30 protein-coding genes and 1 pseudogene are annotated in these 26535 nt (G+C 69.0%); 3 read left to right on the forward strand and 28 right to left on the reverse strand.

The window, feature by feature from the left end:
- Positions 1 to 3 precede the first annotated feature (3 nt).
- The 8 genes from L1965_RS14850 to L1965_RS14885 form a co-directional block, all read right to left on the reverse strand.
- Positions 4 to 450 (reverse strand): NlpC/P60 family protein, encoded by a 447-nt coding sequence (locus tag L1965_RS14850; protein WP_235757227.1) that lies wholly within the window; start codon positions 448 to 450, stop codon positions 4 to 6.
- A complete protein-coding gene (locus L1965_RS14855; RefSeq protein ID WP_235757228.1) occupies positions 447 to 1331 on the reverse strand; it encodes a phage/gene transfer agent baseplate hub protein in 885 nt (294 codons plus the stop codon). The genes L1965_RS14850 and L1965_RS14855 overlap by 4 nt, the downstream gene beginning before the upstream one ends.
- Positions 1328 to 1954: a DUF2460 domain-containing protein gene (locus tag L1965_RS14860; RefSeq protein ID WP_235757229.1), complete on the reverse strand. Its 627-nt coding sequence runs from the start codon at positions 1952 to 1954 to the stop codon at positions 1328 to 1330. Before L1965_RS14860 ends, L1965_RS14855 begins: the two co-directional genes overlap by 4 nt.
- Positions 1954 to 4371, reverse strand: coding sequence for a phage tail tape measure C-terminal domain-containing protein (locus tag L1965_RS14865; RefSeq protein ID WP_235757230.1), 2418 nt, complete (start codon positions 4369 to 4371; stop codon positions 1954 to 1956). The genes L1965_RS14860 and L1965_RS14865 overlap by 1 nt, the downstream gene beginning before the upstream one ends.
- Complete coding sequence (locus L1965_RS14870; RefSeq protein WP_235757231.1) at positions 4352 to 4507, reverse strand: DUF7697 family protein; 156 nt, start codon at positions 4505 to 4507, stop codon at positions 4352 to 4354. Before L1965_RS14870 ends, L1965_RS14865 begins: the two co-directional genes overlap by 20 nt.
- Before the next feature lie 83 nt (positions 4508 to 4590).
- Entirely contained in the window at positions 4591 to 5046 is a 456-nt protein-coding gene (locus L1965_RS14875; RefSeq protein WP_235757232.1) for a phage-derived protein YdaY family protein, read from the reverse strand.
- 2 nt (positions 5047 to 5048) lie between these two features.
- Positions 5049 to 5990: a phage tail tube protein gene (locus tag L1965_RS14880; protein ID WP_235757233.1), complete on the reverse strand. Its 942-nt coding sequence runs from the start codon at positions 5988 to 5990 to the stop codon at positions 5049 to 5051.
- 24 nt (positions 5991 to 6014) lie between these two features.
- Positions 6015 to 6434, reverse strand: coding sequence for an acyl-CoA transferase (locus L1965_RS14885; RefSeq protein WP_235757234.1), 420 nt, complete (start codon positions 6432 to 6434; stop codon positions 6015 to 6017).
- Between the two features lie 140 nt (positions 6435 to 6574).
- Between L1965_RS14885 and L1965_RS14890 the strand changes: the two genes are divergently transcribed.
- On the forward strand, positions 6575 to 7315 hold the full coding sequence (locus L1965_RS14890) for a hypothetical protein (protein WP_235757235.1): 741 nt from the start codon (positions 6575 to 6577) through the stop codon (positions 7313 to 7315).
- 51 nt (positions 7316 to 7366) lie between these two features.
- On the opposite strand, the gene L1965_RS14895 is transcribed toward L1965_RS14890, so the two are convergent.
- From L1965_RS14895 to L1965_RS14930, 8 genes are all read right to left on the reverse strand, one after another.
- Positions 7367 to 7996 carry a DUF6441 family protein gene (locus tag L1965_RS14895; protein ID WP_235757236.1) on the reverse strand — a complete coding sequence of 210 codons (630 nt, stop codon included), beginning with the start codon at positions 7994 to 7996 and terminating at the stop codon, positions 7367 to 7369.
- The gene (locus tag L1965_RS14900) at positions 7993 to 8304 is read right to left on the reverse strand and encodes a head-tail joining protein (protein WP_235757237.1); all 312 of its coding nucleotides are present in this window, start codon (positions 8302 to 8304) and stop codon (positions 7993 to 7995) included. The genes L1965_RS14895 and L1965_RS14900 overlap by 4 nt, the downstream gene beginning before the upstream one ends.
- Positions 8304 to 8639 (reverse strand): DUF2190 family protein, encoded by a 336-nt coding sequence (locus L1965_RS14905; RefSeq protein ID WP_235757238.1) that lies wholly within the window; start codon positions 8637 to 8639, stop codon positions 8304 to 8306. Before L1965_RS14905 ends, L1965_RS14900 begins: the two co-directional genes overlap by 1 nt.
- Positions 8640 to 8714: 75 nt before the next feature.
- Positions 8715 to 10769, reverse strand: a complete 2055-nt coding sequence (locus L1965_RS14910; RefSeq protein ID WP_235757239.1) for a prohead protease/major capsid protein fusion protein — start codon at positions 10767 to 10769, stop codon at positions 8715 to 8717.
- A 10-nt stretch (positions 10770 to 10779) separates the two neighbouring features.
- The gene (locus L1965_RS14915) at positions 10780 to 12351 is read right to left on the reverse strand and encodes a phage portal protein (protein WP_235757240.1); all 1572 of its coding nucleotides are present in this window, start codon (positions 12349 to 12351) and stop codon (positions 10780 to 10782) included.
- On the reverse strand, positions 12351 to 12560 hold the full coding sequence (locus L1965_RS14920; protein WP_028030714.1) for a phage head-tail joining protein: 210 nt from the start codon (positions 12558 to 12560) through the stop codon (positions 12351 to 12353). Before L1965_RS14920 ends, L1965_RS14915 begins: the two co-directional genes overlap by 1 nt.
- A 2-nt stretch (positions 12561 to 12562) precedes the next feature.
- Positions 12563 to 14569: a phage terminase large subunit family protein gene (locus tag L1965_RS14925; RefSeq protein ID WP_235757241.1), complete on the reverse strand. Its 2007-nt coding sequence runs from the start codon at positions 14567 to 14569 to the stop codon at positions 12563 to 12565.
- Complete coding sequence (locus L1965_RS14930) at positions 14517 to 15113, reverse strand: hypothetical protein (RefSeq protein ID WP_144864451.1); 597 nt, start codon at positions 15111 to 15113, stop codon at positions 14517 to 14519. The genes L1965_RS14925 and L1965_RS14930 overlap by 53 nt, the downstream gene beginning before the upstream one ends.
- Before the next feature lie 111 nt (positions 15114 to 15224).
- Here L1965_RS14930 and L1965_RS14935 point away from each other — a divergent pair, with 111 nt between their 5' ends.
- A complete protein-coding gene (locus L1965_RS14935; protein WP_235757242.1) occupies positions 15225 to 15497 on the forward strand; it encodes a hypothetical protein in 273 nt (90 codons plus the stop codon).
- 96 nt (positions 15498 to 15593) lie between these two features.
- Positions 15594 to 16112 carry a DUF3489 domain-containing protein gene (locus tag L1965_RS14940; RefSeq protein WP_235757243.1) on the forward strand — a complete coding sequence of 173 codons (519 nt, stop codon included), beginning with the start codon at positions 15594 to 15596 and terminating at the stop codon, positions 16110 to 16112.
- 53 nt (positions 16113 to 16165) lie between these two features.
- Here L1965_RS14940 and L1965_RS14945 read toward each other — a convergent pair whose 3' ends face one another.
- The 12 genes and pseudogenes from L1965_RS14945 to L1965_RS15000 all read right to left on the reverse strand — a co-directional run bounded on the left by L1965_RS14945 (position 16166) and on the right by L1965_RS15000 (position 26489).
- Positions 16166 to 16390: a DUF7220 family protein gene (locus tag L1965_RS14945; protein ID WP_235757244.1), complete on the reverse strand. Its 225-nt coding sequence runs from the start codon at positions 16388 to 16390 to the stop codon at positions 16166 to 16168.
- The gene (locus L1965_RS14950) at positions 16387 to 16869 is read right to left on the reverse strand and encodes a hypothetical protein (protein ID WP_235757262.1); all 483 of its coding nucleotides are present in this window, start codon (positions 16867 to 16869) and stop codon (positions 16387 to 16389) included. The genes L1965_RS14945 and L1965_RS14950 overlap by 4 nt, the downstream gene beginning before the upstream one ends.
- A gap of 205 nt (positions 16870 to 17074) precedes the next feature.
- Positions 17075 to 17581: pseudogene (locus L1965_RS14955) on the reverse strand (DNA cytosine methyltransferase); the annotation flags it as partial.
- A 1-nt stretch (position 17582) separates the two neighbouring features.
- Positions 17583 to 18947 (reverse strand): site-specific DNA-methyltransferase, encoded by a 1365-nt coding sequence (locus tag L1965_RS14960; protein WP_235757260.1) that lies wholly within the window; start codon positions 18945 to 18947, stop codon positions 17583 to 17585.
- 461 nt (positions 18948 to 19408) lie between these two features.
- Positions 19409 to 19837 (reverse strand): DUF6362 family protein, encoded by a 429-nt coding sequence (locus L1965_RS14965; protein WP_130992050.1) that lies wholly within the window; start codon positions 19835 to 19837, stop codon positions 19409 to 19411.
- The gene (locus L1965_RS14970; RefSeq protein WP_235757245.1) at positions 19830 to 20030 is read right to left on the reverse strand and encodes a hypothetical protein; all 201 of its coding nucleotides are present in this window, start codon (positions 20028 to 20030) and stop codon (positions 19830 to 19832) included. Before L1965_RS14970 ends, L1965_RS14965 begins: the two co-directional genes overlap by 8 nt.
- Positions 20027 to 20929: a crossover junction endodeoxyribonuclease RuvC gene (locus tag L1965_RS16250; RefSeq protein ID WP_439332098.1), complete on the reverse strand. Its 903-nt coding sequence runs from the start codon at positions 20927 to 20929 to the stop codon at positions 20027 to 20029. Before L1965_RS16250 ends, L1965_RS14970 begins: the two co-directional genes overlap by 4 nt.
- Positions 20930 to 20940: 11 nt before the next feature.
- A complete protein-coding gene (locus L1965_RS14980; protein ID WP_235757246.1) occupies positions 20941 to 23226 on the reverse strand; it encodes a PriCT-2 domain-containing protein in 2286 nt (761 codons plus the stop codon).
- The gene (locus tag L1965_RS14985; protein WP_235757247.1) at positions 23226 to 23450 is read right to left on the reverse strand and encodes a DUF6511 domain-containing protein; all 225 of its coding nucleotides are present in this window, start codon (positions 23448 to 23450) and stop codon (positions 23226 to 23228) included. The genes L1965_RS14980 and L1965_RS14985 overlap by 1 nt, the downstream gene beginning before the upstream one ends.
- On the reverse strand, positions 23447 to 25186 hold the full coding sequence (locus L1965_RS14990) for a DEAD/DEAH box helicase (protein ID WP_235757248.1): 1740 nt from the start codon (positions 25184 to 25186) through the stop codon (positions 23447 to 23449). The genes L1965_RS14985 and L1965_RS14990 overlap by 4 nt, the downstream gene beginning before the upstream one ends.
- Positions 25180 to 26124, reverse strand: coding sequence for a PD-(D/E)XK nuclease family protein (locus tag L1965_RS14995; RefSeq protein WP_235757249.1), 945 nt, complete (start codon positions 26122 to 26124; stop codon positions 25180 to 25182). Before L1965_RS14995 ends, L1965_RS14990 begins: the two co-directional genes overlap by 7 nt.
- Entirely contained in the window at positions 26124 to 26489 is a 366-nt protein-coding gene (locus L1965_RS15000) for a hypothetical protein (RefSeq protein ID WP_235757250.1), read from the reverse strand. Before L1965_RS15000 ends, L1965_RS14995 begins: the two co-directional genes overlap by 1 nt.
- Positions 26490 to 26535: the final 46 nt, after the last annotated feature.

Below are 26535 nucleotides of genomic sequence, written 5' to 3' on the forward strand. Positions count from 1 at the left end.
GTCTCAGCGTTGCGGGAACAGGAAGGCGAAGGCGATGCGCCGCCGCCAGGATGGGGTGAGCGGTTCCTCGATTACGCCGAGCCGCTCGTAGGCGTGCAGGAAGGTGTCGGGGCCGGTCAGGATCCCGACATGCTTTGCGATGGCGCGGGGCTTCATGCGGAAGAGGACCAGCGCGCCAGGACCGGCCTCGGCGGGCGACACCTCGATCATCATGCGCCGCGCGCCCTCGGCCAGAACGTCGCGCGGGCCGGTCTCGCCCCAGTCGCGGCTGTAGGGCGGGATCGGGAACGGCTCGGGGCCGACGACATCGCGCCAGACGCCCCGGGCAAGCCCGAGGCAGTCGCAGCCGACACCCCGCAGGCTGGCCTGGTCGTGGTACGGCGTGCCGAGCCATGAGCGCGCAATGGCGATGACGCGGGTGGGATCGGCCAATGCAAGGAGTTGCGTCACAGCACGCCTCCCTCGTGCCCGCCATCCTTCGTGGCGTAGCGGAGTACGGCATCCTGGCCGGGGATGTGCGGGAAACCGCGGAAGTTGGCGGTGTTGGCGAACTTCGCCCCGCAGGTCTCGATCCGCTTGTCGCAGCCCGCACGGATGGTGAAGCCGTCACCCTCGGCGATCGCGCGCACTGGCGCCTCCAGCAGAGTCAGCACCGCGATGTCATCCGTCACGTCATGGCCCAGCACCTCGGTGCGCCGCCCCGCGCTCGCACCGCTCGTCCAGTCCAGCGTGCCGAAGGTGAACCACCCGGAATCGAAGCCGCCGAGACCAGAGGCGGTGAAGGCCCGGTCGCGCAGCAGATCGATCACGGCGCCCGTGCCCTTATAGGTGGGATCCTCCAGATCGACGCCGCAGCGCGCATCGCCGAGCGCGGCATCGCAGGTCGCCTGGAAGGTCCGCCCGACCGTCTGACCGAGCACATGCGCGAGCGACCGCACTTCGGCCACGAAGGCCAGCCGCCCGCGCCGGATCTGGCCGATGGCGCCGCGCCGCATCAGCACGCGCTGACCCGTGTCGGCCCAGTTTGCCCGCCAGACCTCGACCTCGGCGTTGTCCCAGCGGCCGTCGAGGATGTCGGTTTCGGTGATCCGGTCGGAGGTCAGGACGCCCTCGGCGTCCTGAGCATCGACGGAGAGGTCCGATCCCGAGCGAACCTCGGATGCGGTCAGCCCGCTCTCAGGTTCGAAGTCGGTCCCGTCGAAGCTCAGCGTCCGGTCGTGATCGGTGAAGCCGAAGGTGACGCCGTCGGCGCGCGCGATCCACCAGCACCAGGCCAGCGTCGTCGTGCCGTCGTCGAGATGGGCCTGCAGGTCGGGATCAAAGGTCTTCATCGGCGCAGTTCCAGCAACGGAATGGAGGTGATCGAGCCGAGCCGCTCGAGGTCGAGCGTCACGTCGAGCGCATCGGTGTCGAAGCGGACGGGCACGTCGAACTCGAAGCCCGCGGTGATCGCGACGCCTGCGCCCGGTGCCGCGCCAAAGCTGACGACACCTGTCGTGGTGTCGACCGACCAGCCAGACGGCTGCTCCACGCCGCCGAGCGCGATGCGCACGGTGCCCGCCACCGGCTTGGCGATGGCGCGCGACCAGGATTGCGCCCCGGAGGCGTAGCGCTTCATCAGCTGGAAGGCGGTCGTCGCACCGTCGCCGGTGCCAATGGCCTGATCGGTTGGCGACGGCGCGCCCGAAGGCAGGCAGGACTTGTGGTCGCCCCAGTCCTTGAAGCGGAAACCGTGCAGGCGACCGTTCCGCGCCTCGAAGAAGGCGACCGCCGCCGCCAGATCGTCGGCGCGGCGGATGCCATAGGCGACGTCGTAGCGGCGGCGCGAATTGGCCCAGCTGGCGTTCCGCTCCTCGTCGCCCGAGGCAAGCTCGACAATCTGCGTGCGCCGCTCAGGCCCGCCGCGCGCACCCCGGCTGATGTTGTCGGGAAAGCGGACCTCGTGAAACGCCATCACATGCCCCTCCGCCCGAGCGAGACCGCACGGGCAATGTCGGCCGCCACCTGCGTACGGGACTGCCGGAAGCTTTCGGCGTCACGCGCCATGATGGTGACGTTGACGCCACCGCTTGCGCCGTAGCTCTGCGCCTCGCGACGCGACAGGACCCGTTCGCCGCGCTGCAGGATCGCGGGCACTTCGTCATGGCGCAGCCCCGCCATGCCGCCACCATGCATCCGGGGCGCGGCGGCGAAGGCCATGGCCGGGACCAGGCGTGAGGGTCCGGCGGACCCCACCATCCCGCCCGCATGCAGGACGTTGGCGAAGATCCCGCCAGCACCGGAGAACACGCCGGAGAGCGCATTGGCGATCGGCCCGAGGATGAACCGCCGCGCCGCGAGCTGGGCGAGATCGGCCAGCAGCGAGGTGACGAGGTCGCGGAAGTTCAGCTTGCCGGTCTTCACGAACTGGCCCACCGCGTTCTCGGCCGACTGGAAGGCGCCGACGAGGCTCTGGCCGATATCGCCACCGATGTCGCGGGCCTTGCTGGCGTAGTCGGACAGCGCCGCCGTTACCGCCTGCCAACCGGTGACGGCGGCCTCGGTCGCGGGCTCCGCGGCAGCGGCGGCAGCTCCGGCCGCCGCGCCTGCACCTGTGGCGGCGCGTCCGGCTTCACCAAGAGCCGTCTCCAACCTCTCGGCCGCGCCGGAAGCCTCGGTCAGCGCATCCGCGCTCGCCTCGTCGGTGCCGCGCACCGCATCGCGCAGCGCCTGCCAACTTTCGAGCGGCGCACGTGCCCCTTCGGCCAGATCGCGCGCCGTGCCCCGATAGAGGTCGGCGGACTCGAGCGCCCGGTTCGCCGCCTCGGTCAGACCGAGATCGGGTGCGGTGAGCGGGTTGTCTTCGAAAGCCCGGTCGAACGCCGCCTGCGCCGCCGTCGTGGCAGCACTAGCCGCCCCTTCGAAGCGGTTCTCGAGCTCGCCGAGGTCGAGGTCCGGAATCAGCGATATGCGCCGGTCCGACCCGAGCGCTTCGAGCCCCTGGTTGATGCCGCCGATGAAGCCGTTGATGCGCGAGACCACGCCGTTCAGCATCGCCTCGACGCCGTCGACCAGGCTGTTGGCCGCCTGGAACGCCAGATCGCCGATTGCGGCGGGCAGCAGGCCCCAGATCGCCTTGATCGCCTCGTAGGCCCCCTCGAACGTGTTCGCAGCGGTGTTGCCGAAACCGACGACGCTCTCGATGGCGCTCTGCATGCCCGAGGCGGCGTCCGCCTTCAGGTCGAAGAACATCGCCGTGGCGGCCGCACCCGCCGCAGCAGCGCCCATCTTGATTCGATCCCAGACCTCTACCGCCAGGTCCTTCAGGAGCGACATCGCTTCTCCGAAGCCGCCCGCGCCGGAGACGAGGCGCGTGAACTGATAGACAAGCTCGCCCGCGCCGACGATCAGCGCCCCGATGCCGGTTCGGATGAGAGCCCCACGCAGGACGACCAGCGCCGTGGCGAGGCCACGGACCGAGAGCGCGGCGGCGGCCATCCCGGCCACCCAGCGGCCCGCGAGGAAGGCGGCGAAGGTCGCGGCATAGGTCGTCAGGCGACCGATGTTCTCGAACAGCCCGCGGATCGCGATGCCGAGCGGCCCGGTGCGGCTGGCCACCGCCGCCATGGCATCGGCGACGGCTTCCAGCGCAGGCGCTGCGGCGACCGCGAGCTGGTTCGACAGCCCGCGCCAGATCAGCCCAAGCCGGGAGATGGCGTCGTTCGTGCGCTCGATCTGGTCGGCATCCTGCTCGGAGACGACGACACCGAAGGCGAGGACGTCTTCCGTCGCCTGGCGCAGCGTCGCGGTGTCGATCCGCGACATGGCGATGGAGCCTTCCTCGCCAAAAAGCTGGCCTGCGACAGCCGCGCGTTCTGCGGCGGGCACGAAGCTTTCGATGGCGGCGTTGATGGCGCCGACGCGCTGGTCCAGCGGCAGGGCGATCAGCTCGGTGCCGGAAAGCCCGAGCCGGTCCAGCGCATCGGCGGCGGGACCGGTCCCGGCCGCCGCCTGGCTCAGACGGCGCGTCAGATCCTTGGTCGCCTGCTCGATGCCGGCCATCGAGACGCCCGCCAGTTCCCCCACGCGCTCGAGCGTCTGAATAGAGGCGACGGTGGTGCCGAGGGACTGCGCCAGCTTGGCCTGCGCATCGACGGTCTGCAGGCCGGAGCGGATCATCGCCACGCCAGCGGCGGCTGCGGCGGCCACGGCTGCGGCTGCCGCGACGCGGACTCGCCGCGAGAACGCCGCGAGCCGAGAGTTGGCCGCTTCCATCTCCAGGCTGAGCCGCCCGAAGCCGCGCGATCCGGCTTCGCCCACGCCTTCCAACTCGGCGCGCACCTGTCGCCCGCCGACCGCGGCGAGGCGGACGCTAACCCGTTTTTCCGCCATGGGAGTGATCCATCTGTTCGTTGAGCTTGGTGACCATCACCGCTTCGATGACGGGCAGCAGTTCGGCCATGGCGAGCGGTGGCACGCCGAGCGCGTCGCCGAGCGCCAGCGCGGCCGACATGTCCCAGCCGATCACCGCGCCCGGCAGAACGCGGAGCTGGCCTCCGAGGCGGCCGACGAGGTCCCAGACCTGCCAACCCTCCGGAGTTTCCGGCCGGTTCAGCCGCGCCGGGCAGTCCGGGCAGGCTTGCGGGCTGCCTTCGCAGGGTTCGCAACCCTCGCAGTATCGCTCGCCCCCGCCGAAGGACCACTCGGCGAGAGCGCGGAGACGTTTTTTTCCTGTTCCAGCAGCAGGCCCTTGGAGACGTAGGTCAGCTGGAACGCCTCGAAGATCGGCCAGACGTCGAGCAGAGCGTCGATGGCCTCGGGGCTGGGATCGATCGGCTTCCCGTCGGCGTCGCCTATGCCCTCCCAGGCGAGCACGGCCCGCCGCGCCAGTGCTTTCGCGAAAGCCACGGCGCGTTCCTCGTCCGAGGCCTCATCGGGCACAGCCTCGACGGCGGGATCACTGCGGGTCGCCACCATCAGCGCGGTGGTCAGCGGGCGGAGCTGCACCCGGACGCCGGGCGCGAGGTCATGCCAGCGCGGGGCGTTGGCCAGGTCGAGCGTCAGCATTTTCAATACACCTCGATGTCGTTGATCAGGGTTGCGGTGCACATCCGGCCGACGACGCTGTCGCGCGCGGCCTGCCAGTCGAAGGTGGCTTGCACGCCCTGCGGCCCGGAAATCTCGATGCGCGGGCGCGGCAGGTAGACGGCGTGCACGGTGAAGGTGAAGCTCTCGCCCGAGGGCAGGACGTAGGCGAACTCCATCTCGCAGGCCTCGCCATTGATCGCCTGCGTCACCAGCGTCTGGTCGGCGAAGCGGACCTCGATCCGGCCCGTCAGCGCGGCGATGGACGGGTCCGCCCCGTCGATGCGCCCGTCCGAGCGGATCGTCTCGATCCGGTCGAGGTTGTTAGCATAAGTGATCTCGGCCGAGACCACGTTGCCGAGGGCGGTGCCGTTCCGGCTGATCGCCCCGTTGAAATGGCCGAAGCGCTTCAGCTCCAGCGCGGCGGGTGTCCCGGCGCTGGTGGTCGTGCCCACCGTCTCGCCCTGCGCTACCAGCCGTGCGGTTGCGGTGAGCCGCCCCGAGCGCTGCATCTGCCAGGTGATCTGGTCGAGCACGCAGCCCGAGTACATCGCATAGCGGGGCACCTCCGGCATGCCCGTCTCGATCGACATGCTGGGCAGCGTCCAGGACCCCGACTGGAACTCGTGGCTGTACGGGGCCTCCGCGCCGATCGTCGTCGGTGTGCCGAAGGCCGCCTTCAGCCAGAAGCCGAATGCCTCGGCGTCGAGCGGCACCACGACATCGCCGTCCGCTGTCACCGCATCCTTGATCGGCGCCAGCGGATCGCGGCCGTAGCCGAGCAGCTCGGAGTTCAGCAGCGGTTGCTCGGCCCCCAGCGACGCGCTGGCGAAGGGCATGCGGGTGAAGCCGCTCGCGGGCGGCGTTCCATAGGTCGTCTCGAACGCAAGCGCCAACAGCGCCCGCGCCCCCTGGGCTCGTGCCATTGTGTTCTCCTCGGGTTGTCGGGATCAGCCGAGCGGATCGGCCGTGGAATAGTGCAGCACCACCGGGATGACGGCCGCCTTCAGGCTGGCCGCGCCCTCGATGGGCAGATCGACCGGCCGCGGCGCTTCCGCCTCGACCCAGTCGCAGAGCCCGCCCAGCGTGCGGTCGGCGGCGAGCGCCGTGCCGATGCTGGCGGTCAACGTGTCGAAGGCGGCGTCACGGTCGGTGGCCTGCACGACCGCCTCGATCTCAGCGCGGTGCTGGTAATGATATCGCAGGGGCGACAACGTCACCTCCGGCTCCCCCGGCTCGCCGTCGCGCAGGATCAGCAGGCCCTCTGTGGGCACGCGCTCGGGCAGTACCTCACCGCGCAGGGCGGTCGCGGGCAGCGCCGAAAGCCGCGCGTGCAGCGCGGCGAGAATGGTTTCGCGGAGGGTCAGCATTTCATTACTCTCTCGGGCAGCCAGCGCTGTTTAGGTCATCAAGCGACCGTGCAAAGACGATGATGCTCGACGAAGACGCTAGAAATCCCGCTGAGTTTGCCACACGTTGGCCTTGGCCCAGAGAGACAGGAATTTCACATATGGCAACGAAGGCATTTCGAAGGTTTGAGCAACGAGTTGACTCATACGGAGCAGATTTGGAGCTGTGTGACCTTCTCGTTCGCTCGTTCATTAGCCGGCCAAATTCTGCCTCTAATCTTGCCATAGATCTTGGGACAGACGCCGCTCGTCATCCCTACCTTGCACGGCGAACAAACACGCTGGCATCACGCCGGATCTGCGGCAACCATCTCAAGAGCACTCTGTATACGGCGTTCATAAAAGATCTTTACGAGGATTTTTCCGAGTATCTAGCGACGATCATGGCCAACGCAGCAATCAAGGGAGTCAATCCTGCTCGATTTGTCGGGAACATAAAATTGGACCTGCATGCGACCGACATTCTATCTGCTGGAAGCTGGGATGGGGCGGTCCGCACAATCTCTGATTCGATCTTCCGGAAACTTGAGAACGAAAGAAACACTAGGGACTTGATCAGAAAAGCTAGTGACCGGCTTGGCTTGAACGTCGATCAGGATATCCTCGATGCGGCAATGCCTTACTTGGACGCACGGCACATGTTGGTGCACCGAGATGGCAAGACTGATGAGCAATATCGAAACGACTATCCCTTTGTTGTTTTGCGCGAGCAAAAGATCGTTGTAGACTTTGCATTCGTTTCTTCGGCCAAAGGCGCGATCTCAGGACTGGCAAGAGAGATTGATGAGAGACTCATCGCTGCTGATCTCGTCCGCCGCCAAGATCTGGACGGAAACAGATAGCGATAGTTCCAATTTTCTTCGCCTCACATGAACGACAGGCTTATGTCGGCGTCACATGGCTCGCTCCACCCAGTTCGCCACGATCAGCCCCGGCACGCTGTCCAATGCCCGGTCCGCGTCCCGCGCCAAATCCAACCGCTTCGGCAGCTTCACCTGTGGCACCAGCAGGAAGATCGGGGCGGTGACCTTGCCGCGCCCGGTCTTCGAGCGCGATACCACCGCTTGGCCCTTCGTGTTCAGCCGCCCCTCGGCCACCAGCAGGCTCGGTCCCGTGCGACGATAGACGAAGCGCAGCCGCAGGCCGCGTTGCCGCTCCCATTCGCCGGGCGTGATCCGGCCACCACGCAGGGACTTGCCGGCAGCAGGCAACGGGATCGCCAGCCAGAACCCGTTCTTCGAGCGGATCAGCGGGCCGGTGTCATGCGCGCCCACGATGACCGGAGCCTTGGACCAGACGAGCGCCGCCGCATCCAGGCTCTCACCCGACCTCGGGAAGTTCTGGCTCCGGATCGAATTGGCCAGCCGAGTACCGAGCCCCGCGCCGGTGATCTGCAGCCTCCACGCGGTCTTCAGCCCGGTCCCGGCCTCGCGCATGGCGGCCGTGACGGCGCGTTCGCCCGCCGCGACCTCGGCCGCCATCATCGCGACGATGTCGGGATCGATGTCGAGCTTCAGTTTCACGCGGGCCTCAGATCGACGGTCCAGACGAGCCGCTCGCGGTCGCGGACGGGCTCGCCCTGAATGAGGAAGGCATCGCCCTCGATCTCGATCCGATCGCCGGGGCGCGGGTTCGCCACCTCAGCCACACGCAGGTCGATGCGGGTGGTCTCGGACCAGAGCCGCGCGTCGCCGAAGTCGGAGACGGCATCCGCGCGCCGGGCGACGGCACGCACCAGCACGGGCGCGCCGCCGTCGGCGATGTAGACCGCGTCCCGACCGATGTTGGGATCCGCGAAGAGTGCGCCCACGGCGGCGGCGAAGGCGCTCATCAGAACGTCGCGTTCAGGCGCACCCGGCCGATGGTGTCGCCCGCGCCGCTCGGCACCGCCTCGACGGCCACGCCGATGAGAGTGTTGTCGGTCGCGACCGTCGTGCAGCGCTTGTTGGTGTCATCCCAATAGACCTTGGCGCCGACGGTCCAGGCCTGGGAGCCGACCTTGGTGATGTCGAACACGCCGACGAGCGCGGTCTCGACGGGTTCGCCGAGGGCGGCGGCGGCCGCGGCGATGCCGAAGATGGAGCCGACGAGCAAGCCATCGCCGGAGGCGACAGCATAGGGCGCGGTCAGAGTGATGGTGTTGCCGGGCTGGACGTAGGTTTTCATGGGGGTGATCCTCGTGGAAAGACGAAGGGCGGCCCGATTGGACCGCCCGTGTGTCAGTGTTCAGGATGGTGCGGGTTACGCGCCCGGGTTCTTGTAGAGGCCGCGCCAGTCGATGGCCTTGGCGCCGAAGTCGAGGCGGCACTTGATCTCGACGCCATCGACGTCGAAGCCGTTGCGCGTCTCGATGTAGGCGCCCTGCTGGCCCTCCAGATAGGCGTACTCGATGGTGTCGATCTGGTTCGGGCTGGCCGCCAGATACCACGCGGTTTCGCTCGCGGCGTCGAGGCGCGGCTCGCTGATCGGCGCGAGCGTGCGGATCGACTGCGGCACCACGCTGGACGTCGCGGCGGGCACGAGGTTCTGGGCGACCAGCTGCTCGGCCTTCAGTTCCAGCGAGGCGGGCACGATCAGGAAGGCTGGGCGGACGTTCAGCACCGTCTTCTTGTCGAGACCCGTCTGCTTGGCCATCGCCGCCCGCGCCGCGCCCACCGCATCGACCGCCAGCGCCGCGCCGGTGCCCGCGAGGTTCTTGTGCGTGGTGTGGAACAGCGCGTTGCCGTCGGCCATCGCCGGGTTGGCGGTGATGATCCCCCAGACCACGTCCGACTCCAGCTGGGCGATGGAGTTGCCGTACATCGCCGGGATGCGCGTGAAGGCGTCGAGATCGTCGTTGATCAGCGTCTGGCGGGTGATCGCGACCACCCGGCCATAGGTCTTGACCTTGTAGCTCTCCTTGCTCTCACCCAGCGTGCCGCGCTTGAACTCGCCGCTCTCACCGACCTCCAGAAGCTGCGGCGCTTCGCCGAGCTGGACCCGGTGCATGGCCTTGAAGTCGGTGGCGAGCACCTGGCGGCAGAACAGCATGAACGTGCGGGGATAGGCCTCGTAGGCCTGCCGCAGGGTCTTGTTGGTGACCGCCGAGAGGATTTCGGGGAAGTCCGAGGTGGAATGCAGCGCGCGCGTCGCCACCTCGTCGCGCGACAGGCCGCGGGTGTTCACCCCGGCATTGCCGAGGCTTTCGCGGGCGAGTTCCAGCAGCGTCATGCCGCGGTACTGGCGGGCGGCATCCTCCAGCTGGAAGAGCGTCGGGCTGTAGCGGTGCAGAAGCGCGTTCGCCACGGCGTCGCGGCGGGTGATACGCTCGTCCCGGCCGCTGAGGGGGACGGAGACATGCGGGAAAGTCCGGGTCTCGTCCGACTTCGCCGCGACCTGATCGAGGATCAAGCGGCGGGATTCGTCGACGCTGACGCCGCGCTTGACCAGATCCTCGGCGAAGCCGCGCTCGAGGTTCAGCCGCCCGGCCAGATCGTAGATGGTGGAGACGCGGTCGCGCTCGGCCTCGCGAGCGCGGGTGGCGACCGCCTCGGTGTCGGGCGCAGGGATTGCCTGCGTCTTCGGCTGGGTGCGGGTTTCCACTGCGGCGACCTTCGGGTCGGGATCAGCCGGTTTCGGCTCGGTCATGGGGGTGTCCTCGGTTTCGACCGGCTCGGTCGGCTGGGTGGTGGCGGGGGTTGCGGCGTCGCGCGCCGGGGTCTGGGTCTTGTCCGTCATCGGGGATGCTCCTTGCAGTGTGGGGGCGTCCCAGCGGTGAAGGACGCAGTCGTGAAGGGGATGCTGGGCGCGGAAACCGGCGGCGGGATCGGCGCCGACCGCGACGGCAGAGACCTCGAACGGTGTCCAGTCCACCGCCCGCCAGAGTTCGCGCGCCGCCTCGGGCTTCGAGACCTCGAAGCGGTGGACCTGATAGCCGATGGAGACCGCGCGGATGTGCCCGGCCTGAATGTCGCGCCAGATCGGCTCGACATCGGCACGCTCGCTGATCCGCACCAGCGCGATGCCCCGGCCGTTCTCGATCCGCGCCGAGCCCGGCACGACCGAACCGATCACCGCATCGAGCGTGTCGAGCTCATGCACCTTCAGGAAGGGCGCGCCCGCGTTCAGCCGGTCGAGCCGGACATGGGCGGGATCGAGGCTCAGTTCCTCGTCATAGGGCTCGCCGAAGAAGGTCGCGCGGCGCACGCGGGCCCCGGCCGACCAGACCACCTCGACGGTGCGGCTGTCGGCATCGGCCGTGTTCGGCGCAAGCTCCGCCGACCGGCGCATGGCCGGCAGTTCGATCATCGTGTCCATGGGGTCAGTCCTATTGGTCGACGTCGGCCTGCGCCGGGTCGGTTTCATCCGCTTCGGCGGAGGGATCGTCGTCGGCCGGTTCGTCGTCGGCCGGATCCGTCGCCGGGTCGCTGGCCCCGTCTTTGGATTGTGCGCTGCCGGTCTTGGTGACGCGGCGCGGATCGCTGTCGAGCACAAGGCCGAGCGCGTCGAGCTTGGCGTTGGTCGCGGCGATCTCGGCCAGCACCGCGTCGGGGTTGCGGCCCTGCTTCGCGATCACCTCGGCCAGCGTCATGGTGCCCGAGCGGATCGACAGCAGGTTCGCCATCGCATCCTTCTGCGGGTCGACCGCCTCGAACTTCGGCGGCGACCATTCGACCGGCACGATCGGCGATGGGATCAGCCCCGCCGCCCACGCCGCTTCCGTAAACCAGCGCCAGACCGGAGCGCAGAACATCGGGATGAACAGCTGCCACTGCACGGCGTCGATCTGGCGGCGGAACTCGACCAGCCCCGCCCGGATCGAGGAATAATTCACCTGGGTGAGGTCACCGGTCAGCAGCTCGTAGGGCACCCGGAACCCGGCCGATATCGTGTGCAGGCTCGCCCGCTTGTATTCGCCGTAGCCGCCGGTGGCCGACGGCTGGTTGAAGCGGATGTCCTTGCCGCCGCGGGCATAGGCGATCAGCCCCGGCTCGAACTGCTCGACCCGGTTGCCGTCGGCATCGACCACGGATGGCGCGATGCCCTGCTGTGCCTCGTCATCGCCGAAGACGATGGCGGTGACGCAGGCCTCGGTCTTCTTGCGGACCAGCTCGGCGACCTCGTAGTCGTCGAGATCGCGCAAGGAGCGGATCACCGGCGCGCCCCATGGCACGCCGCGCGCCTGCGTGCGCTGCTTCTCGTAGACATGAGCGATATCGGTCGCGGGCACCGGGCGGCTCTGCAGACCGTTCTGCAAGGCGCCATAGGCGTCGCCCGGGTGCTCGGCATGGAGCCAATAGGCCCGGCGCTTGCCGACCGGGTCGAACTCGATCCCCTGGACCAGCCGCCCCGCGCCGATGGCGCCGGATTTCGTGGCGTCGAGGAAGTCGGCCTCCAGCACCTGCAGTTGCAGCGGCACCGGCAGACCGTCGCTGGCGCGACGCAGACGGCGGCGCACCAGCACCTCGCCCGCCTCGACCAGCTCGCGGCAGATCAGCGTCTGCAGGCCGTAGAAGTCGAGCTGGCCGTCGGCATCGCAGTCCGCCGTCCAGCGCTCGAACAGCGCATCGACCTTGCGGTCCAGCGTGTCGTCACCGCTGGCGGCGCGCGGCATGATGCCCGCGCCGATGATGTTGTTGACCAGCACCGCCACGGCCTTGGCCGCATGCGGGTTGTTGCGCACCAGATCGCGCATGCGGTCGCGCAAAAGCGCCCCGGCGACGCCGATCTCGGTGTCGGCCGAGGATCCGGGCGCGCGCCAGCCCTCGGTGCGCCGTCCGCGTGCGGCGCCATCGTAACCGCGCGTCAGCGTCTCGAAGGCCTGACGCGCCATCACGCGGCCGGCGGCCATACGCGGCGCCACCGTGGCGATGGCATGATCGAACCAGGTCGCCGACATCAGCGATCTCCGCGCGAGAAGCCCGCGAGCCCGGCCACCGGCAGCGGACGTGTGGTGCCCGCGATGGCGCGCTCGATGGTGCGGATCCGCGCGAGCAAATCCTCGGCCGAGCCGTAATCCACGGACTTGCCGTCATAGCTGACGCGGGTCGTGCCGCTGGCATAGGCCCGGCGCAGTGCCGAGAGCTCGGTTTCCGTCCAGTCGGTCATGTTCAGAACCATCCCTCCCGCCGCCCGAGCCAGTCGGAGCGGCGCTTGCCCTGCGGGGCCTGTCCCGGCCGGTTGATCTGCCCGGCGGGATCGGTGTCGGTGGGCGCCGCCCCAAGCTGATCCTCGAGGTCGCGCCATTTCTCGTCGGGCCAGCGATCCGCACCCGCGATCCAGGCGGCGGCGCGGGCATAGACCCGGCAATCCAGCGCTTCGTTCCGCTCGCGCAGCTTCTGCCATTCCAGCCGGGCGAAGCCACGTTTCGTGCGCACCGTCACCAGCTGTTCAGCCACGAACTGCTTCAGCCATTCGTTCTCGACCCAGTGCGGCAGATGCACCGAGCCGGGCGGGAACGCGGCCCCGTCGGCCATCTCCTCATCGGTCGGGCGCGCCAGCCGCAGGAAGCGGTAGGTCTCGGCCTTGAAGGTCGAGACCGCCACGGTCCAGAGCCGGGCCCCGCGCCGCAGGCGTTTGCCGCCCTCGGTCGCGTCGACGAAGGTCGGCCCCGACACCGGGCTCGAGCGGTTGAACCCCTCGACGCCCTTCACCGGCGACACCTGTGCGAACCCCTGCGCTCGCGACCAGGAATAGACCGCCGGGGCCTCGTAGCCGGTGTCGATGGCCAGCCGCGCGATCCGCAGATGCGCGCCGCGCTCGTGCGGCCAGCTTTTGTCCAGCAGCGCGGTCAGCTCCGACCACGCGTCGTGCCGGTCGGGGCCGCCCTCGATGACCACGTGATCGACGAGCCAGCTTTCCAGTCCGCGCCCCCAGGCCCAGACGTCGACCTCGATCCGGTCCTTCTGCACGTCGGCGCCGGCGGTCAGGAACAGCCCGCCCGCTGGCACCGTGCCGGATGTCCAGCGCTCGCGGCGGTCGTAGAGCCGCTGCCAGTCGGGGGCTTCCCCGGTCTCGACCCAGGTCTCGCCGAGGATCGTGTTGCGGAACGCCTTGATCGCCTCGTCCGAGCCTTGTGCCGCGTCCCATGCCCGCACGATCCGCTCCCAGCTCAGCCAGCCGATCGGCGAATAGAGCGCCGAGAGGTGATACCCGACCGTGGTCGGATCGGCGGCCGTCGCGGTCGCCCGCCATTCGCCCCCCTCCAGCATCGCCGTCTTGTGGTGCTCCGCGATCGGCCTCTCGCAGCCCTCGCAGTGATACTCCGCCGTCTCCGGACGGCCCTTCTGCCAGCGCAGCCGGTCGAACTTGAGCCATTGCGCATGGCCACAGTGCGGGCACGGCACGAAGAACCGACGCTGGTCGCTGGCCTCGTACTCGCGCTCGATGCGCGACAGCCCCCGGATCGTGGGCGTCGAGACCAGCAGCACCTTGCGCCGGTGGGCGAAGGTCAGCGACCGCGCCTCGGCCAACGTGACCGGGTCGCCTTCCTCGTCGGCCGAGGCCGGATAGGCGTCGACCTCGTCGAGAAAGATGTATCGCGCCGGGGTGGACCGAAGCCCGACCGCCGAGTTGGCCCCCGTCATGATCAGGATGCCGCCTGCGAATTCCTTGGACAGCATGGTGTTGCCCGCGTCGCGCGAGCGCGCCGGTTTCACCCGCTCCCGCAGCTCCGGGCTTTCGTCGATCAGCGGGTCGATCCGTTGGCGCGAGTTTCGCTTGGCCAGCTCCACGGTCGGCTGGACCGCCAGCATCGGCCCCGGCGCCTGGTGGATCGCGAACCCGATCCAGTTGTTGCCCGCCTCGGTCGCGCCGACCTGCGCCGCCTTCATGAACACGATCCGCTGGGTTGGATCGCCCGGCGACAGCCGGTCCATGATCTCGCGCATGTAGGGCGTGCGCACCGTGCGATACCGCCCCGGTTCGGCCGAGGCGCGGCCCGAGAGCATCCGATGCCGGTCCGCCCACTCCGAGACGGTCAGGTCCGGGTCGGGCCGCAGCCCGTTGCCCCAGGCGCGCAGGATCTCGCCCGCGCCGTCGAAGTCCGTCAGGCCATCGCCGATTTCACCGGAAGTCGGGCCGGACCTCGGCGAGTTCGTCGAGGTGGGCGCGTACATGTTTCTCCAGGACCTTCTGCATCGCGGCTGGCTCCACGGTGATCTGCTGGCCCGTCGCCTCGCTGCACGATGCCGAGAGCTCTGCCGCCATCAGCGCCGCCGCGCGCGCGGGCCAATTCACCCATGCGTCCCGTTCCTCGCGCGCCAGCCGGAACACCAGCGCCAGCGCGCGGGCCCGCTCGATCAACTCCCCCTTCAGCTTCTGGAGCCGGATGCGCCGCTCCTGCGCCTTCAGCACCTCGTTCGCCGTCTTCGCCTGCAGGAAGGTCGTGCCGCCGCCGACCGCGGGAACCGCCAGCCCCTGTTCGCGCAGCGTGTCGCCGACAGCGGCCACCGCCGCTTCGGGGACGGGCTTCAGCTTTGGCGCGGGCGGCTTGCGGGTCTTGGACGGGTCCGTCGTCTCGGCCCGTCTGGCGTCGCTGGCGGCCGCGTTGATGCTGCCGTCGGGATAGAGGACCAGCCGCTCGGCCGTCTTCGCCTTCTGGATCGCGCCCCGCGACAGGCCGACATGGGCGGCGTACTGGCGCTCGCTCATGCCCTGCATCGACGGCTCCGATTATCATTCAAGATCATGCGCTTATCGAGTTGATAAGCGCGCCGGAGAGAGGGAACGTGTCTCCAGAAGGACGATGCAACTCACCAAGGAGCCACCCCGATGGCCACCCGTATGAACCCGATCACCACCCCGCGCCACGAACTCCGCGTCGAGAAGGCGCGCCGGAACAAGGAGGCGGCACTCGCCGCCTTCATCGGCAAGAAGGCCGAGATCGACGAGATGCTTGCCCGCCTGCAGGCGCTCAGCGACGACCATTTCAACTGCGCCCCCGACGAGGTGGGCTGGGCGATGGTCGGCACCCTCGAACACTACGCCAGCCTGCTGAAGCGCATCACCGACAGCGCCTTCGGCGAGGGCGAACACGCCCGCTGATCTCCGGCACCGCCGGAACTCCCGCCGCGCGCCCCGCGCGGCTCGGGGTCGTAGAAGGCGCCGCATGACGCGGGCCTCGAGCACGGAGACGACCCCATGAACCAGATCCAGGTTTCCGACGCCCAAGCCGTCATCCTGTCCACCGCCTGCGCGCGCGGGGACGGGGCAGTCTTCCCTGTCACCGCCAGCCTCAAGGGCGGCGCCGTCGGCAACGTCTGCAAGAGCCTCCTGAAGCAGGGCCTGATCGAGGAAATCGCCGCCACGGATCTCAACACGGTTTGGCGGCACGACGAGGAGCGCGGCCCGATCACGTTGCGCGCCACCCCGCTGGCCTACAGCAACCTCGGGATCACGGACGAACCGGGCGAGACGCCGCCGCCCGAAACGCCGACCGCCCCGGTCAAGCGCCGGAAGGGCACCAAGCAGGAGACCCTGATCGAGATGCTCCGCGCAGAGGGCGGCGCGACCATCGACGAGATCGTCGCCCAAACGGGCTGGCAGTCGCACACGGTGCGCGGCGCCATGTCCGGCGCGCTGAAGAAGAAACTCGGGCTCGAGGTCACCTCCGAAAAGGTCGAAGGGCGCGGGCGCGTGTACAGACTCCCCGCCGCCTGACGCACCGGACCCCGAAAATTTGATGGCCGCCGTCCCTCCGGGGCGGCGGTCGATCATTTGGCGCTCCGCATCCGGACCGCCTCGAACAGCCGCCGCAGGACGTAGGACCGCGCGATGCTCACCACGGTGAACACCGCACCCATCTTGAGGTTCTGCGCCAGCGTCGCGTGCAGCCCGAAGACCGGGAAGATCAGGATCTGCGTGACGACCGCGACGCCGTAGCCGACAGCCACGTTGGCGATGGACTCGACCAGCGACATGAGGCGGGACTGTTTCATGCCGCCACCTCATCCATCGGCCAGCAATTCAGCCGCCAGAGTTCGCAGCGCATGCGCCGCAACCAGCGGGACCACTCCGTTGCCACAGAGGCGAAGCCGGTCCACCCGGTGGGCCAGCCCATCAGCGCCTCGACGAACAGCGGGTTCAAGGTCCGGCGCGTATCGCAGGTACTCGGCCCAGCCAATGGCGTCACCAGGACCTGGCGGCCAAGCAGACCGTTCACCGGCGTGTTGGCAAGGCTCGTCGCCCCGTCCTTGTGATCGCGTGCCGTCGGCGTCATCCACAGCCCCGCCGAATGGGTCAGGTCGGCCGAGCGGCGGTTTCCCGCGCTCGGCTTGCAGCCGTCGTTCGCCATTGGCGTCGGCCAGTCCCGCGCCATGCGGTCCAGACCCTTTTCGTCCTTCCGCTCGCCACCCCGGCTGCGAAAACTGTCGGTCTGCGGCGTCGGCCAGAGCGCGGCCGTCGTCGCCAGGTTCATGCCGTGCTGGCCCGCTGCCTGCGACGGGGTCGGCTTCGTCTGCCGGTTCTCGTTCGCACTGGCCCTCGGTGTCGGCCAGAGCCGCAGGAGCTCCGTCCGGTTCCCGCCACTCGAACGGGTGCCGGAGCAAGCGCGCGGGGTCGGCCAGGTCGTCTCCCTCGCGGATGGCGAGGATGAACAAGCGCTCGCGCTTGTGGGGCGCACCGACTTCCGCCGCCGTGAAGAGGCCTGCCGCAAGGCGGTAGCCCATGCCGACCAGTCCGCTGGCGACTTCGGGGAAGCCGAGGCGGAGATGATGGGCGACATTCTCGAGGAAGACGAAGGGCGGCTCGACCTCGCCGATGATGCGGGCGACATGCGGCCAGAGGTGGCGCGGGTCGTCCGCGCCCCGGCGTTTGCCCGCGACGGAGAACGGCTGGCACGGATAGCCCGCAGTGACGATGTCCACCGCGCCGCGCCACGGGCGGCCGTCGAAGGTTCCAACATCGTCCCAGACAACAGCCTGATCCAGGGACGCGTCTTCCATCCGCGCCACGAGAGTGGCTGCGGCGTAGGTTTCCCGTTCGACATGGCCCACAGCACGATATCCGGGGATAGCGATGGTGAGCCCGAGGTCGAGACCGCCCGCGCCGGAGCAGAGGGAGAGGCCGAAGAGGCATGCGTCTGCGTCTCCGGAAGCGCGTCCGGAGGAAGGTAAAGCCAGGTCATGCATGTCACGCGGCGGTCTTGCGCTTTCGCGCGGGTTCGGGTTCGGCGTCCGTGTCCGGCGTATCGGTGCCGTCGCCCAGCCGCTCGGTTCTCACCTGTGCGAAGGTCCGCCCGTCGCCGTTAAGGATCGCGTCCTTGCCGGTCTCGGCCTGCCAGCGTTCCACGGCCACATCGACATAGGCGGGGCTGATCTCCATCGCGAAGACGCGGCGGCCGTTGGCTTCGCCCGCCATGATCTGCGAGCCAGAGCCCGAGAACGGCTCGTAGCAGAGGCCGCCACGGGCGACGTGCTGGCGCATCGGAATGCCGAAGGCGTCGAGCGGTTTCGGCGTCGGATGGTCGGGGCGCTCGTCCTTGGCGAAGGACGGCATCTCCCAGGTCGACGGCAGTGTCTGCTCGGCCACCTTCGGCGGACGGTTCGGACGGCGCCAGCCCATGAAGCAGGGCTCGTGCTTCCACAGGTAATGCGAGCGGGTCAGCACCCCGCGGTCCTTCACCCAGATGATCTGCTGGTGGACGAAGGCGCCGGCCTTTTCCCAGCAGGCCTCCAGCATCGCCTGGCGGCGCGAGGCGTGCCAGCAGTACCAGGCGGCATCCTCGGTGATGGCCTCGGCGACGGCCGCCGAGATGAAGCCGTCATAGAGCTCCGCGCCCTGCGAACTGTCGTCCCATGTCGTCCCGTAGGACGCGGACCAATCCTTGTTGCGGGTCGGGTGGTTCGAGCCGTCGTAGTCCACCAGATACGGCGGGTCGGTCGCGAACAGGATCGCCCGCTCGCCGTTCATCAGGCGGCGCACGTCGGCCGCGCTGGTGCTGTCGCCGCAGAGCAGCCGGTGGTCGCCGAGGATCCAAAGATCTCCGGTGCGCGACGCCGGGTTGCGCGGCGGTTCGGGGATGGTCACCGGCGGCAAGGAGCCCCCGGCGCCACCTTCTTCACCGTCGTCTTCCGCGACGTAGGCCAGCAGCTTGTCGAGTTCGCCATCGGAGAACCCGACCAGCGACAGGTCGAAATCCTCGGCCAGCAGGTCGTTCAGTTCCGCCGACAGCAGCGCCTCGTCCCAGGTGCCCAGCTCCGTCAGCTTGTTGTCCGCGATCCGGTAAGCCCGCCGCTGTGCCTCGGTCAGATGCCCGAGCACGATGACCGGGGCCTCGGTCAGCCCGAGTTGCGTCGCGGCGAGCACCCGGCCATGGCCCGCAATCAGCTCGCCGTCCTCGGCCACGAGGCAGGGCACGGTCCAGCCGAACTCGGCCATGCTGGCGGCGATCTTCGCCACCTGGTCCGCGCCATGCGCCTTCGCGTTCTTCGCGTAGGGCTGGAGCTTGGCCAGCGGCCACATCTCGATCCGCTCGGGGGCGAAGTTCAGCGTCATGGTCGGGTGGTTTCCGATGTGATGGTGGATGCTGGCCGGATTCCAGACACCGGATGCCGCGCTGGACTCCATGCGGGGTCCAGCGGCGTCCGGGGTATCCGGCCCGAAGGCCAGCATTCATTGGGGTTTGCGCGGGTTTCGGGTGGTCAGGCTTCCGGGTGGCTTCCCAAAAATCCGGCCCTGTCGCTGGCGAAGTCCCGCGCTTCGCCCGCCAGCATACGAATATCGCCAGGAAGGACCCGTGAACTCGGCCGAAAGGGCGTGGCGGGGGCGGACAGCGGCCCGCAGAGAAAGGATTAGCGCCTTTCCTTTTCCAACGGACCCCGCCAACGAAAGGATGGTTTCGTTCGGGACCGCGCCGCGCGCGCCTCTCCCGAGCTTATCCCGAACCTAGCCCCTGAACCGGTTTTCTGTCCCGTCGAAAACTGTCCGCCGCACACCTTCCCCTCTGGCGCGCAGGGTTACGCGCCACCGGCCAGCTCGATCACGCGCCGCTTCGACAGGTTGCGGTTGAACCGCCGCCGGTTGAGCCTCAGCGAGATGACGCAGAGCCCGTAGAGCCAGTGCTGATGGGCGGCCGAGCGTTGCAGACCGACCGTCCAGCAGATGGTCTTCCAGCGCTCGCCGTGGGCGCGCATCCAGACGATCTTGCCGTCGACGGGGTCGAGGCAGGCGGTCCAGGTCAGCGTCTCCTCCATCCGGCTGATCGCCTGCGGCGAGGGCAGCACCCGCATGGGCTTCGGCTCCTGGCCCACTTTGTCGGCGAAGGAGTGGACGATCTCGGGCCAAGTGCTGAAGTAGCCCTGCCGTCGCGGCTCGGGCAGGCGCTTGAGCACGAAGGCCGCTTCAGCGAGGCGTGCCTCGACGAGGGACGGGGTCCACTTATCCATGGCGCCCTCCCTCGTCGGAGGGGTGCGGCCCATAGAGCTTTTCGCCCAGCTGGCGGACGAGCTCGCGTTCCGGCCAGGTCAGACGCGCGTCCTCGAGCGAGACGGCGAGCAGACCCTGCTCGCGCCAGCCCTCGCGCTTCACCTGTTCCGGATCCCGGCGATGGCCGCCGTAGCCCTTGGGATGCCACCTCATGCGACACCCCCGTTCGTCTCGATCGCCCAGAGCAGGAGCGCGATGGCGTCCGCCTCATTGTCGTCGGCAGGGCTGAAGCCTCGGGCGCGGGCCGCCGCGATCATCGCCTCCTTCGGCGCGTTGCCCTTTCCGGTGGCGTGACGCTTGATCGTGCCGACCGGAACGCCGGCATATGGCACGCCGCGCAGTTCGGCCCAAGCTGTCAGCGTGGCCATGAGCCCGCCATAGACATGGGCCGCATCGGTTCCGGCGTGGCGGCGCACCTCCTCGAACCAGATCGCGGCGATCGGCCCGGACAGGCGATCGATCTCGGTCAGCCAGTTGGTGAAGCGCAGATAGCGCATACCGCCACCGTCATAGCGGCCGGGCCTGAAGCTCGCGGTCCCGCTGGTGATCAGCCCTTCGGCCGAGCGCAACGCCCAGCCGGTGCTGGTGCCGAGATCCCGCGCGAGAATGCAGCGGTCGAGATTGCCAGCAGCCGTGAGAGGCGCCGGGGCGATGTATGGGGAGCGGTCCATGACGACCTCCTCTTCGAGTGAGAGGCCGAGGCGCCACGGCTGCCTGGTGAGGGCAGCACGCGCGCCCGGACCGGGATCGCGAGGTTTGGTCACGGTCACGTTGTCGATGCCGGGAGCGCCCGGCACTTCCTTCAATGGCTTCACCCCGTCCGCTTGAAGGAAGTGGGGCCGCAAGCCATTGGCAGAATGCGGATAAATCTCTTCTTTCAATATTTCAGTTATTTCATGGGGTGTGGGTGTGGCACCCTTTCCCATCCACGCGCGCGAGGGTCCTTGCGTGAAATATTGAAAGAAGTCCGCCGCGCCGGATTTCCGTTCCAGGACGGAGGCTTGGGCGGGTACTTCCTTCAAATGAAGGATGGGGGCCGTTGAAGGAAGCATCGTCCCGGCCCTCACCGCAGCGCCCGGAAGCGCATGGCCTTCCGACCCCCGGTCTCCTGCTCCACCGTGACGATGTCACCGCTCTCGACCAACGTGAGCAGGATGTCATCGCGGTCGCGCGCCCGGAGCCATTGCGAGGCGCGGGTCAGCTCGGACTTGGTGACGCCTGCCGACCCGGCCTTGCGGATGATCTCGCGCACTCGCTTCAGATGCGCCTCTGTCTCGGTGTCGGCGACGTGGCGCTCGACGGCGTCGATGGTGCGCCGGGCGAAATGGCGCACGAAATCGATCGCCCAGATGGCATCCTTGAGCCCGATGACGGGCTGGACCGCATCCCGCCCCACAGCGAGGACGAGCGCGACCTTGGCCGCGTTCTCCGCGATCCGGGCGAGGATCGGCGTGTGGAACGTGCCGGCCGCGGCCCGGAGCTCGGCAGTGATCTCGTCGCGAAGCGCGTCGAAATGCGCCTGCGCCTCGTCGTCCATCGGCACGGTCATCGGGTCTACCGCGGTCTCGGGACCGGAAGTCCGGCCTGCGAGGTTTCCGCTCGCCCGGCCGCCGCCTTCGGCGAGCCGCTGCAGGCCCTCGATCAGCGGCCGGGGCAATCTCCGGAGCCCGGCGCTACGGTTCTCGTCCGGATAGTCCTCCTCACTCGGCAGGATGATGAGCCGGGCGAGCGAGCCGTCCACCACGTTGGCGCCCTGCAGCGCCCCCCAAAAATGCAGCGGGGTCGTCGTGCCGTAGACGCAGAGGCAGGGCTGCACGATGTCGCGCCGCTCGTTCGAGCCGTCCCGGTTGGCGTATTCCGCGCCGAGGAAGATCCCGCTGGCCGCGGTGTAAAGCTCGGTCATGTTGTCGAGGATCTCGGTGATGTGGCGCGGGCTGCGCTTCCGATCGGCCGCCGCCGAGAGGAACATGCCGAACTCGTCGATCTGGAACAGGATCGCGGGCTGACGGTGGAGCGCGGTCAGAAGCCCCGCGCCGGAGGCGATCTTGTTGCCGCCAAGGTGGTGCGCCAGCCCCGCCGCGAAGAACAGCTCGTTGACGACCTCTCGGGCGTGGTTCTTGCCCGAGCCGCTGTCCGCAATGCCGACGATATAGAGGTTCGTGCGCAGGTCGGTTGTCGTGCGGTAGCGCCGCCCCATCAGCGCGCCGAGGGCGCAGAGGCTGGCGCCCACCGCGAGAAGCGGCTGCGGTCTGCGCGCGGTGTCGATCATGTAGCGCGCGAGATCGCCCACGAGCCCGCCCGGGATCGTCAGCGTGAAGGACGGCGCAGGCGGGAGGATCGGCATCGGGGCTTCGGGCTGGGCGAGCCGCGCGAGGAGGCCGGCCGCGGGATGGTCGTCGCCCGCGCAGACCTTCTGGCTGCCGTCTAGCAGCAGGTCTGGATCGGGACGCCAGCCCTTCTCCATGGCGAGGTGATAGATCGTGCCGGCGCCGATCCGCGCGGGCTTGAAGCTCGCCCAAGCCTTCGCCGTCGCGGCCGGGTCGTTCTTGGCCGCCTGCGCCGACCAGTCGCCGAAGAGCGTCGCGCCCTCCTCGCCCAGAGCGCCCTTCAGCGCCATGCCGATGCGCATCCAGCTGTCGTAGTCGAGCTCGGCGTTCGGCAGCCACGCCAGCGCGCTCCGGATCGCCGCCAGCGTGCCGGCCTGTGCGTGGGCCGGCAGACACGGATGCCCGGCCCCGTTCGCCGCCTTCGCACCGAGGCTCTTCGGGCGCAGATCGGGCGGGATCAGCGCCAGCGCCTCGTCGAGGAAGGCCGCCGCCTTTTCCGCGTCGATTTCGGGCAGGCTCTCGATGTCGAGATCCGCAAGCCCCTCGTCCGGCCAGGCATAGGGCTGGCCGGTGTCGGGATGCTCGGCATAGGCCACGAACTGCTGTCCGAGGCACAGAACCTCGAGCGGCGCGCGCCGGATCCCGGCGAAGGGCTCTCGCGTGCGATAGACCAGCAGCCGCTTCGGTGCCTTGCCGATCCTGAGCGCGGGCGTGTCGCCCAGCCGCTCGCGGGCCAGTCGTTCGATGCGCAGCGCAAGCTCGCCATCCTCGGCGACGTCGATGTCGAGCGCGGCGACCGCGCCGCCGACGATCCCGACGCCGCAGCTAGGCCAGGTCGACCAGGTCGCGACCTCGTGCTCGGTCGTGGCGCGGCAAGCATGCCGGTTCCACTGCGGGTAGTCGTGCCAGGCCGCGCGAGCGAACTGGCCGGGTTTCTTGGTGCCGGGCGCGATCGGCAGGATCGCGTAGCCGTTGGTCACGAGACGCGCGCCCACGCGCGCCATCCACGAGGTGTCCGCCATCAGAAGGGCACCTCCGGGATCATGCCGTCGAGCCGCGCGCGGTCCTTCGCCGCCATCTCACGCAAGGCATCGCAGTAGCCGGTGACGATCACCTCGACGAAGGTGTCCCACTCCTCCTCGCTGAGTTGGGCGAGATCGGTCCGGCCGAGGCTGTCGAGATAGGCGCCGCCGGCCTTTCCGCCCTCGACCATGGCCGCCGTCTCATTGGGGGTCGGATCGATCATGCCCGACCTCCGGTGGCAGATGTCCTGGCAAACCCGGCTGCAGAGGTCTCTGCGGCTCGTGTCGCGCCGCGGATCGGAGACGCGGAAGCGCGCGTCGAACCAGCCCCAGCCGCGGGGTTCTCGATGGCAGACGGCGCAGAGCCCGGCACGGCTGTAAGGCATGGGGCGAACCTGTAGGCGGTGATTTCGGTGAAGCGGCCCGCAGGGCGGACGGCGATCTCGGTGGGGCGGCGCAGCCGATCCGCCAGCAGGAGCGCCTCGTCGACGGACTCGGGCACTTCTACCTCGGGCGCCCGTTCGCGCCACCAGCTCGCGGCCTTGCGGCGCGGATAACCCTCGTGCTCGAAGCAGACCCATTCCGTGTGGAAGGCGAACCCGCAGCGGTAGGTGACCTTCAGCGAGACTCGCCCGCCGCGTTTCTCGTGGCGGCTGAAGGTGACGTCGGTGACGCCGACCCATTGCGGCTTGCCGGTGGACAGCACCTCCAGCGTCGAGGCGGTCGGCTCGAGCTTCACCTCGCGGCCGGGGAACTCGAAACCGCAGTCGGGGCATTCGAGCGCGGCGATGGCCACGATGGTCCCGCATTTCGGGCAGATCTTGGTGGGCGGCGGCCCGTCCCCCGGACCGCCCGGCCGTTTCGGCCGCACGAGATCGATGGGGCCGTGCCGGCGGACATTGCCCGCGAAATCGAGAACGAGGCAGCTCTCCTTGCCCTCGGCGAGCCGCGTGCCCCGACCGGCCATCTGGACATAGAGCCCGGCCGACTTGGTGGGCCGCAGCATCGCGATCAGGTCCACGGCCGGCGCGTTGAAGCCCGTCGTCAGTACGCCCATCGAGGCCAGCGCCCTGATCTCGCCGCGCTTGAAGGCGGCGATGATCGCGTCACGCTCGTCCTTCGGCGTCTTGCCGAAGATGGTGGCGCAGCTGACCCCGCGGCGGCGGAACTCCTCGGCGACATGGGTGGCGTGGCGGACGCCCGAACAGAAGGCGAGCCAGGACCGGCGCGTCTCGCCATGGGCGATCACCTCGGCCACGGCCGCACGCGTGATGGCGTCCTGGTCGACCGCGTCCTCGAGGTCACGCGCGATGAACTCGCCGCCGCGCGATCCCACGCCGGTCACGTCGAGGCGGGTCTTCGTCTGCTTCGAGATCAGCGGGGAGAGATAGCCCTGATCGATCAGGTCGCGGACCGACACCTCGTAGGCGATGTCGGTGAAGAGCGCGTTCTCGCCCTCGTGCAGCATGCCGCTGTCGAGCCGGAAGGGCGTCGCCGTCAGCCCGATCACCTTGAGCGCGGGGTTGATCGCCTGCAGGTCATTGAGGAAGCGGCGATACATGGTGTTCGACCGGCCGGGGATCAGATGGGCCTCGTCGATCAGCACCAGATCGGCATGGCCGATGCGCGTCGCCTTGTCGTGGATCGACTGGATGCCGGCGAAGAGGATCCGGGCCCGCGCATCGCGGCGACCGAGCCCGGCCGAGTAGATGCCCGCCGGCGCCTCGGGCCAGAGCCCCAGCATCTCGGCATGGTTCTGCGCGATCAGCTCGCGGACATGGGTGACGACCAGCACGCGCTGGTCAGGCCAGGCCTTGAGCACGCCGTCGATGAAGGCGGCCATGACGAGGCTCTTGCCGCCGGCGGTGGGGATCACGACGAGCGGGTTGCCGCTCTCCTTCTCGAAATAGCCGTAGATCGAGGCGATCGCGGCCTGCTGGTAGGGGCGCAGGGTCAGCATGCGGCGGCCTCCTCTTCGCGGGCGTCGTTGGTCCAGGCCGAACCGTCGCGCATGCGGTAGGAGACGAAGTCCTCGCCTGCGTCGCTCACCTCGCCGGGGACGAGATCGGGGATGAACAGGTGCCGGGGGCACGCGCGGCGCTGGTCGGCCGAGTCGAGCAGCCGGTCGTGGCGCGCGCAGTGCCAGCCGCCCTCGACAGGCGTCGAATGCAGGCAGGACCGGCAGGTGACCGCCGCGGCATCCTCGCCCTGGCAGAGCCCGTGGTGGTCGCAAAACCGGCACTCGAACCAGGCGGGATCCGCGCTGATGCGCTCGGGCGGGTGCTGGGCGAAGATGATCCGCCGCGCCTTTTCAAGCAGGCGCTCACCCATCTCGGGATCGGCCAGGACACGCTCGATGTGCAGCGCGTCGGTGTCCTTGCAGACCGCGACGTAGAGCGCCCGCGTGATGCCGGTCAGGTGCATGTAGATTTGCATCTGTGCGGTGTGCTGGGGCTTGGCGAGCGCGACGCCCTTGGCGACGAGCTCGGCGAAGCTCTTCGCCGAATGGGTCTTGAACTCGACGACGTGCCAGGTCTTCGGCGCCTCGAGCAGACCGAGGGCGACACCGTCGAGCGAGCCGCCGAAATGCCCGCCATGGGCCTCGACGCGGAACTGCCGCCCGGTCTCGGGATCGACTTCCAGCACCGTCGCGCCGGTGGCGCGCAGGTCGCGGACGAGCCGGGCCTCCTCCAGCTGGCCGGTCTCGAATAGCCGCAGGATGCGGCCGGTGTGCCGCGCGGGCGTCGCCCAGCGGAAATCGTACCAGAGCGCGCGCGTGCAGGACTTGCCGATCAGCGAGGCGCCGAGGTGGTCGCGGAAGCCGTCGCCCTGCCGCGCCTCGTAGGAGGCGTAGATCGCGGAGAGGGTCGGCGTCGGGGGTTCGGGAAGCTCGGCCATCAGCATGCCTCCTCCCGCTCGAGCCGCGCCCGCGCCTCCGCCATCACCGCCGTCCAGGCGGCGTTGTCGTGGCGTTCGCGCAGGACGGCGATGATTATGTCCTTGAGCCGTTCGCGCCGGCGGCGACCGCCCTGACGGGCGACGATCTCGGCGCGCTCGCGATTGAGGTGGCGCAGCGCCGTGCGCGCGCGGTGAAACCAGTCGGGGTCGATCGGCTTCGCCGTCCGCTGCCGCGCCAGATCCGCGGTCGCGATCTGCGTGCGGATCTTCGCGATGGCGTCCTCGATCTCGATCAGGCGCCGGGTGTCGTCGGGCAAGCCGGGGGCGTTCGCGGCCACGCAGGCCGCGTCGGTGATGTTGGTCATGATCTGTCTCTCGGGTCTGGCGATGTCCTGGCCGCCGCAGGTCTCA

This window comes from Paracoccus salsus (genome assembly GCF_021556615.1).
GTDB classification, from domain to species: domain Bacteria; phylum Pseudomonadota; class Alphaproteobacteria; order Rhodobacterales; family Rhodobacteraceae; genus Paracoccus; species Paracoccus salsus.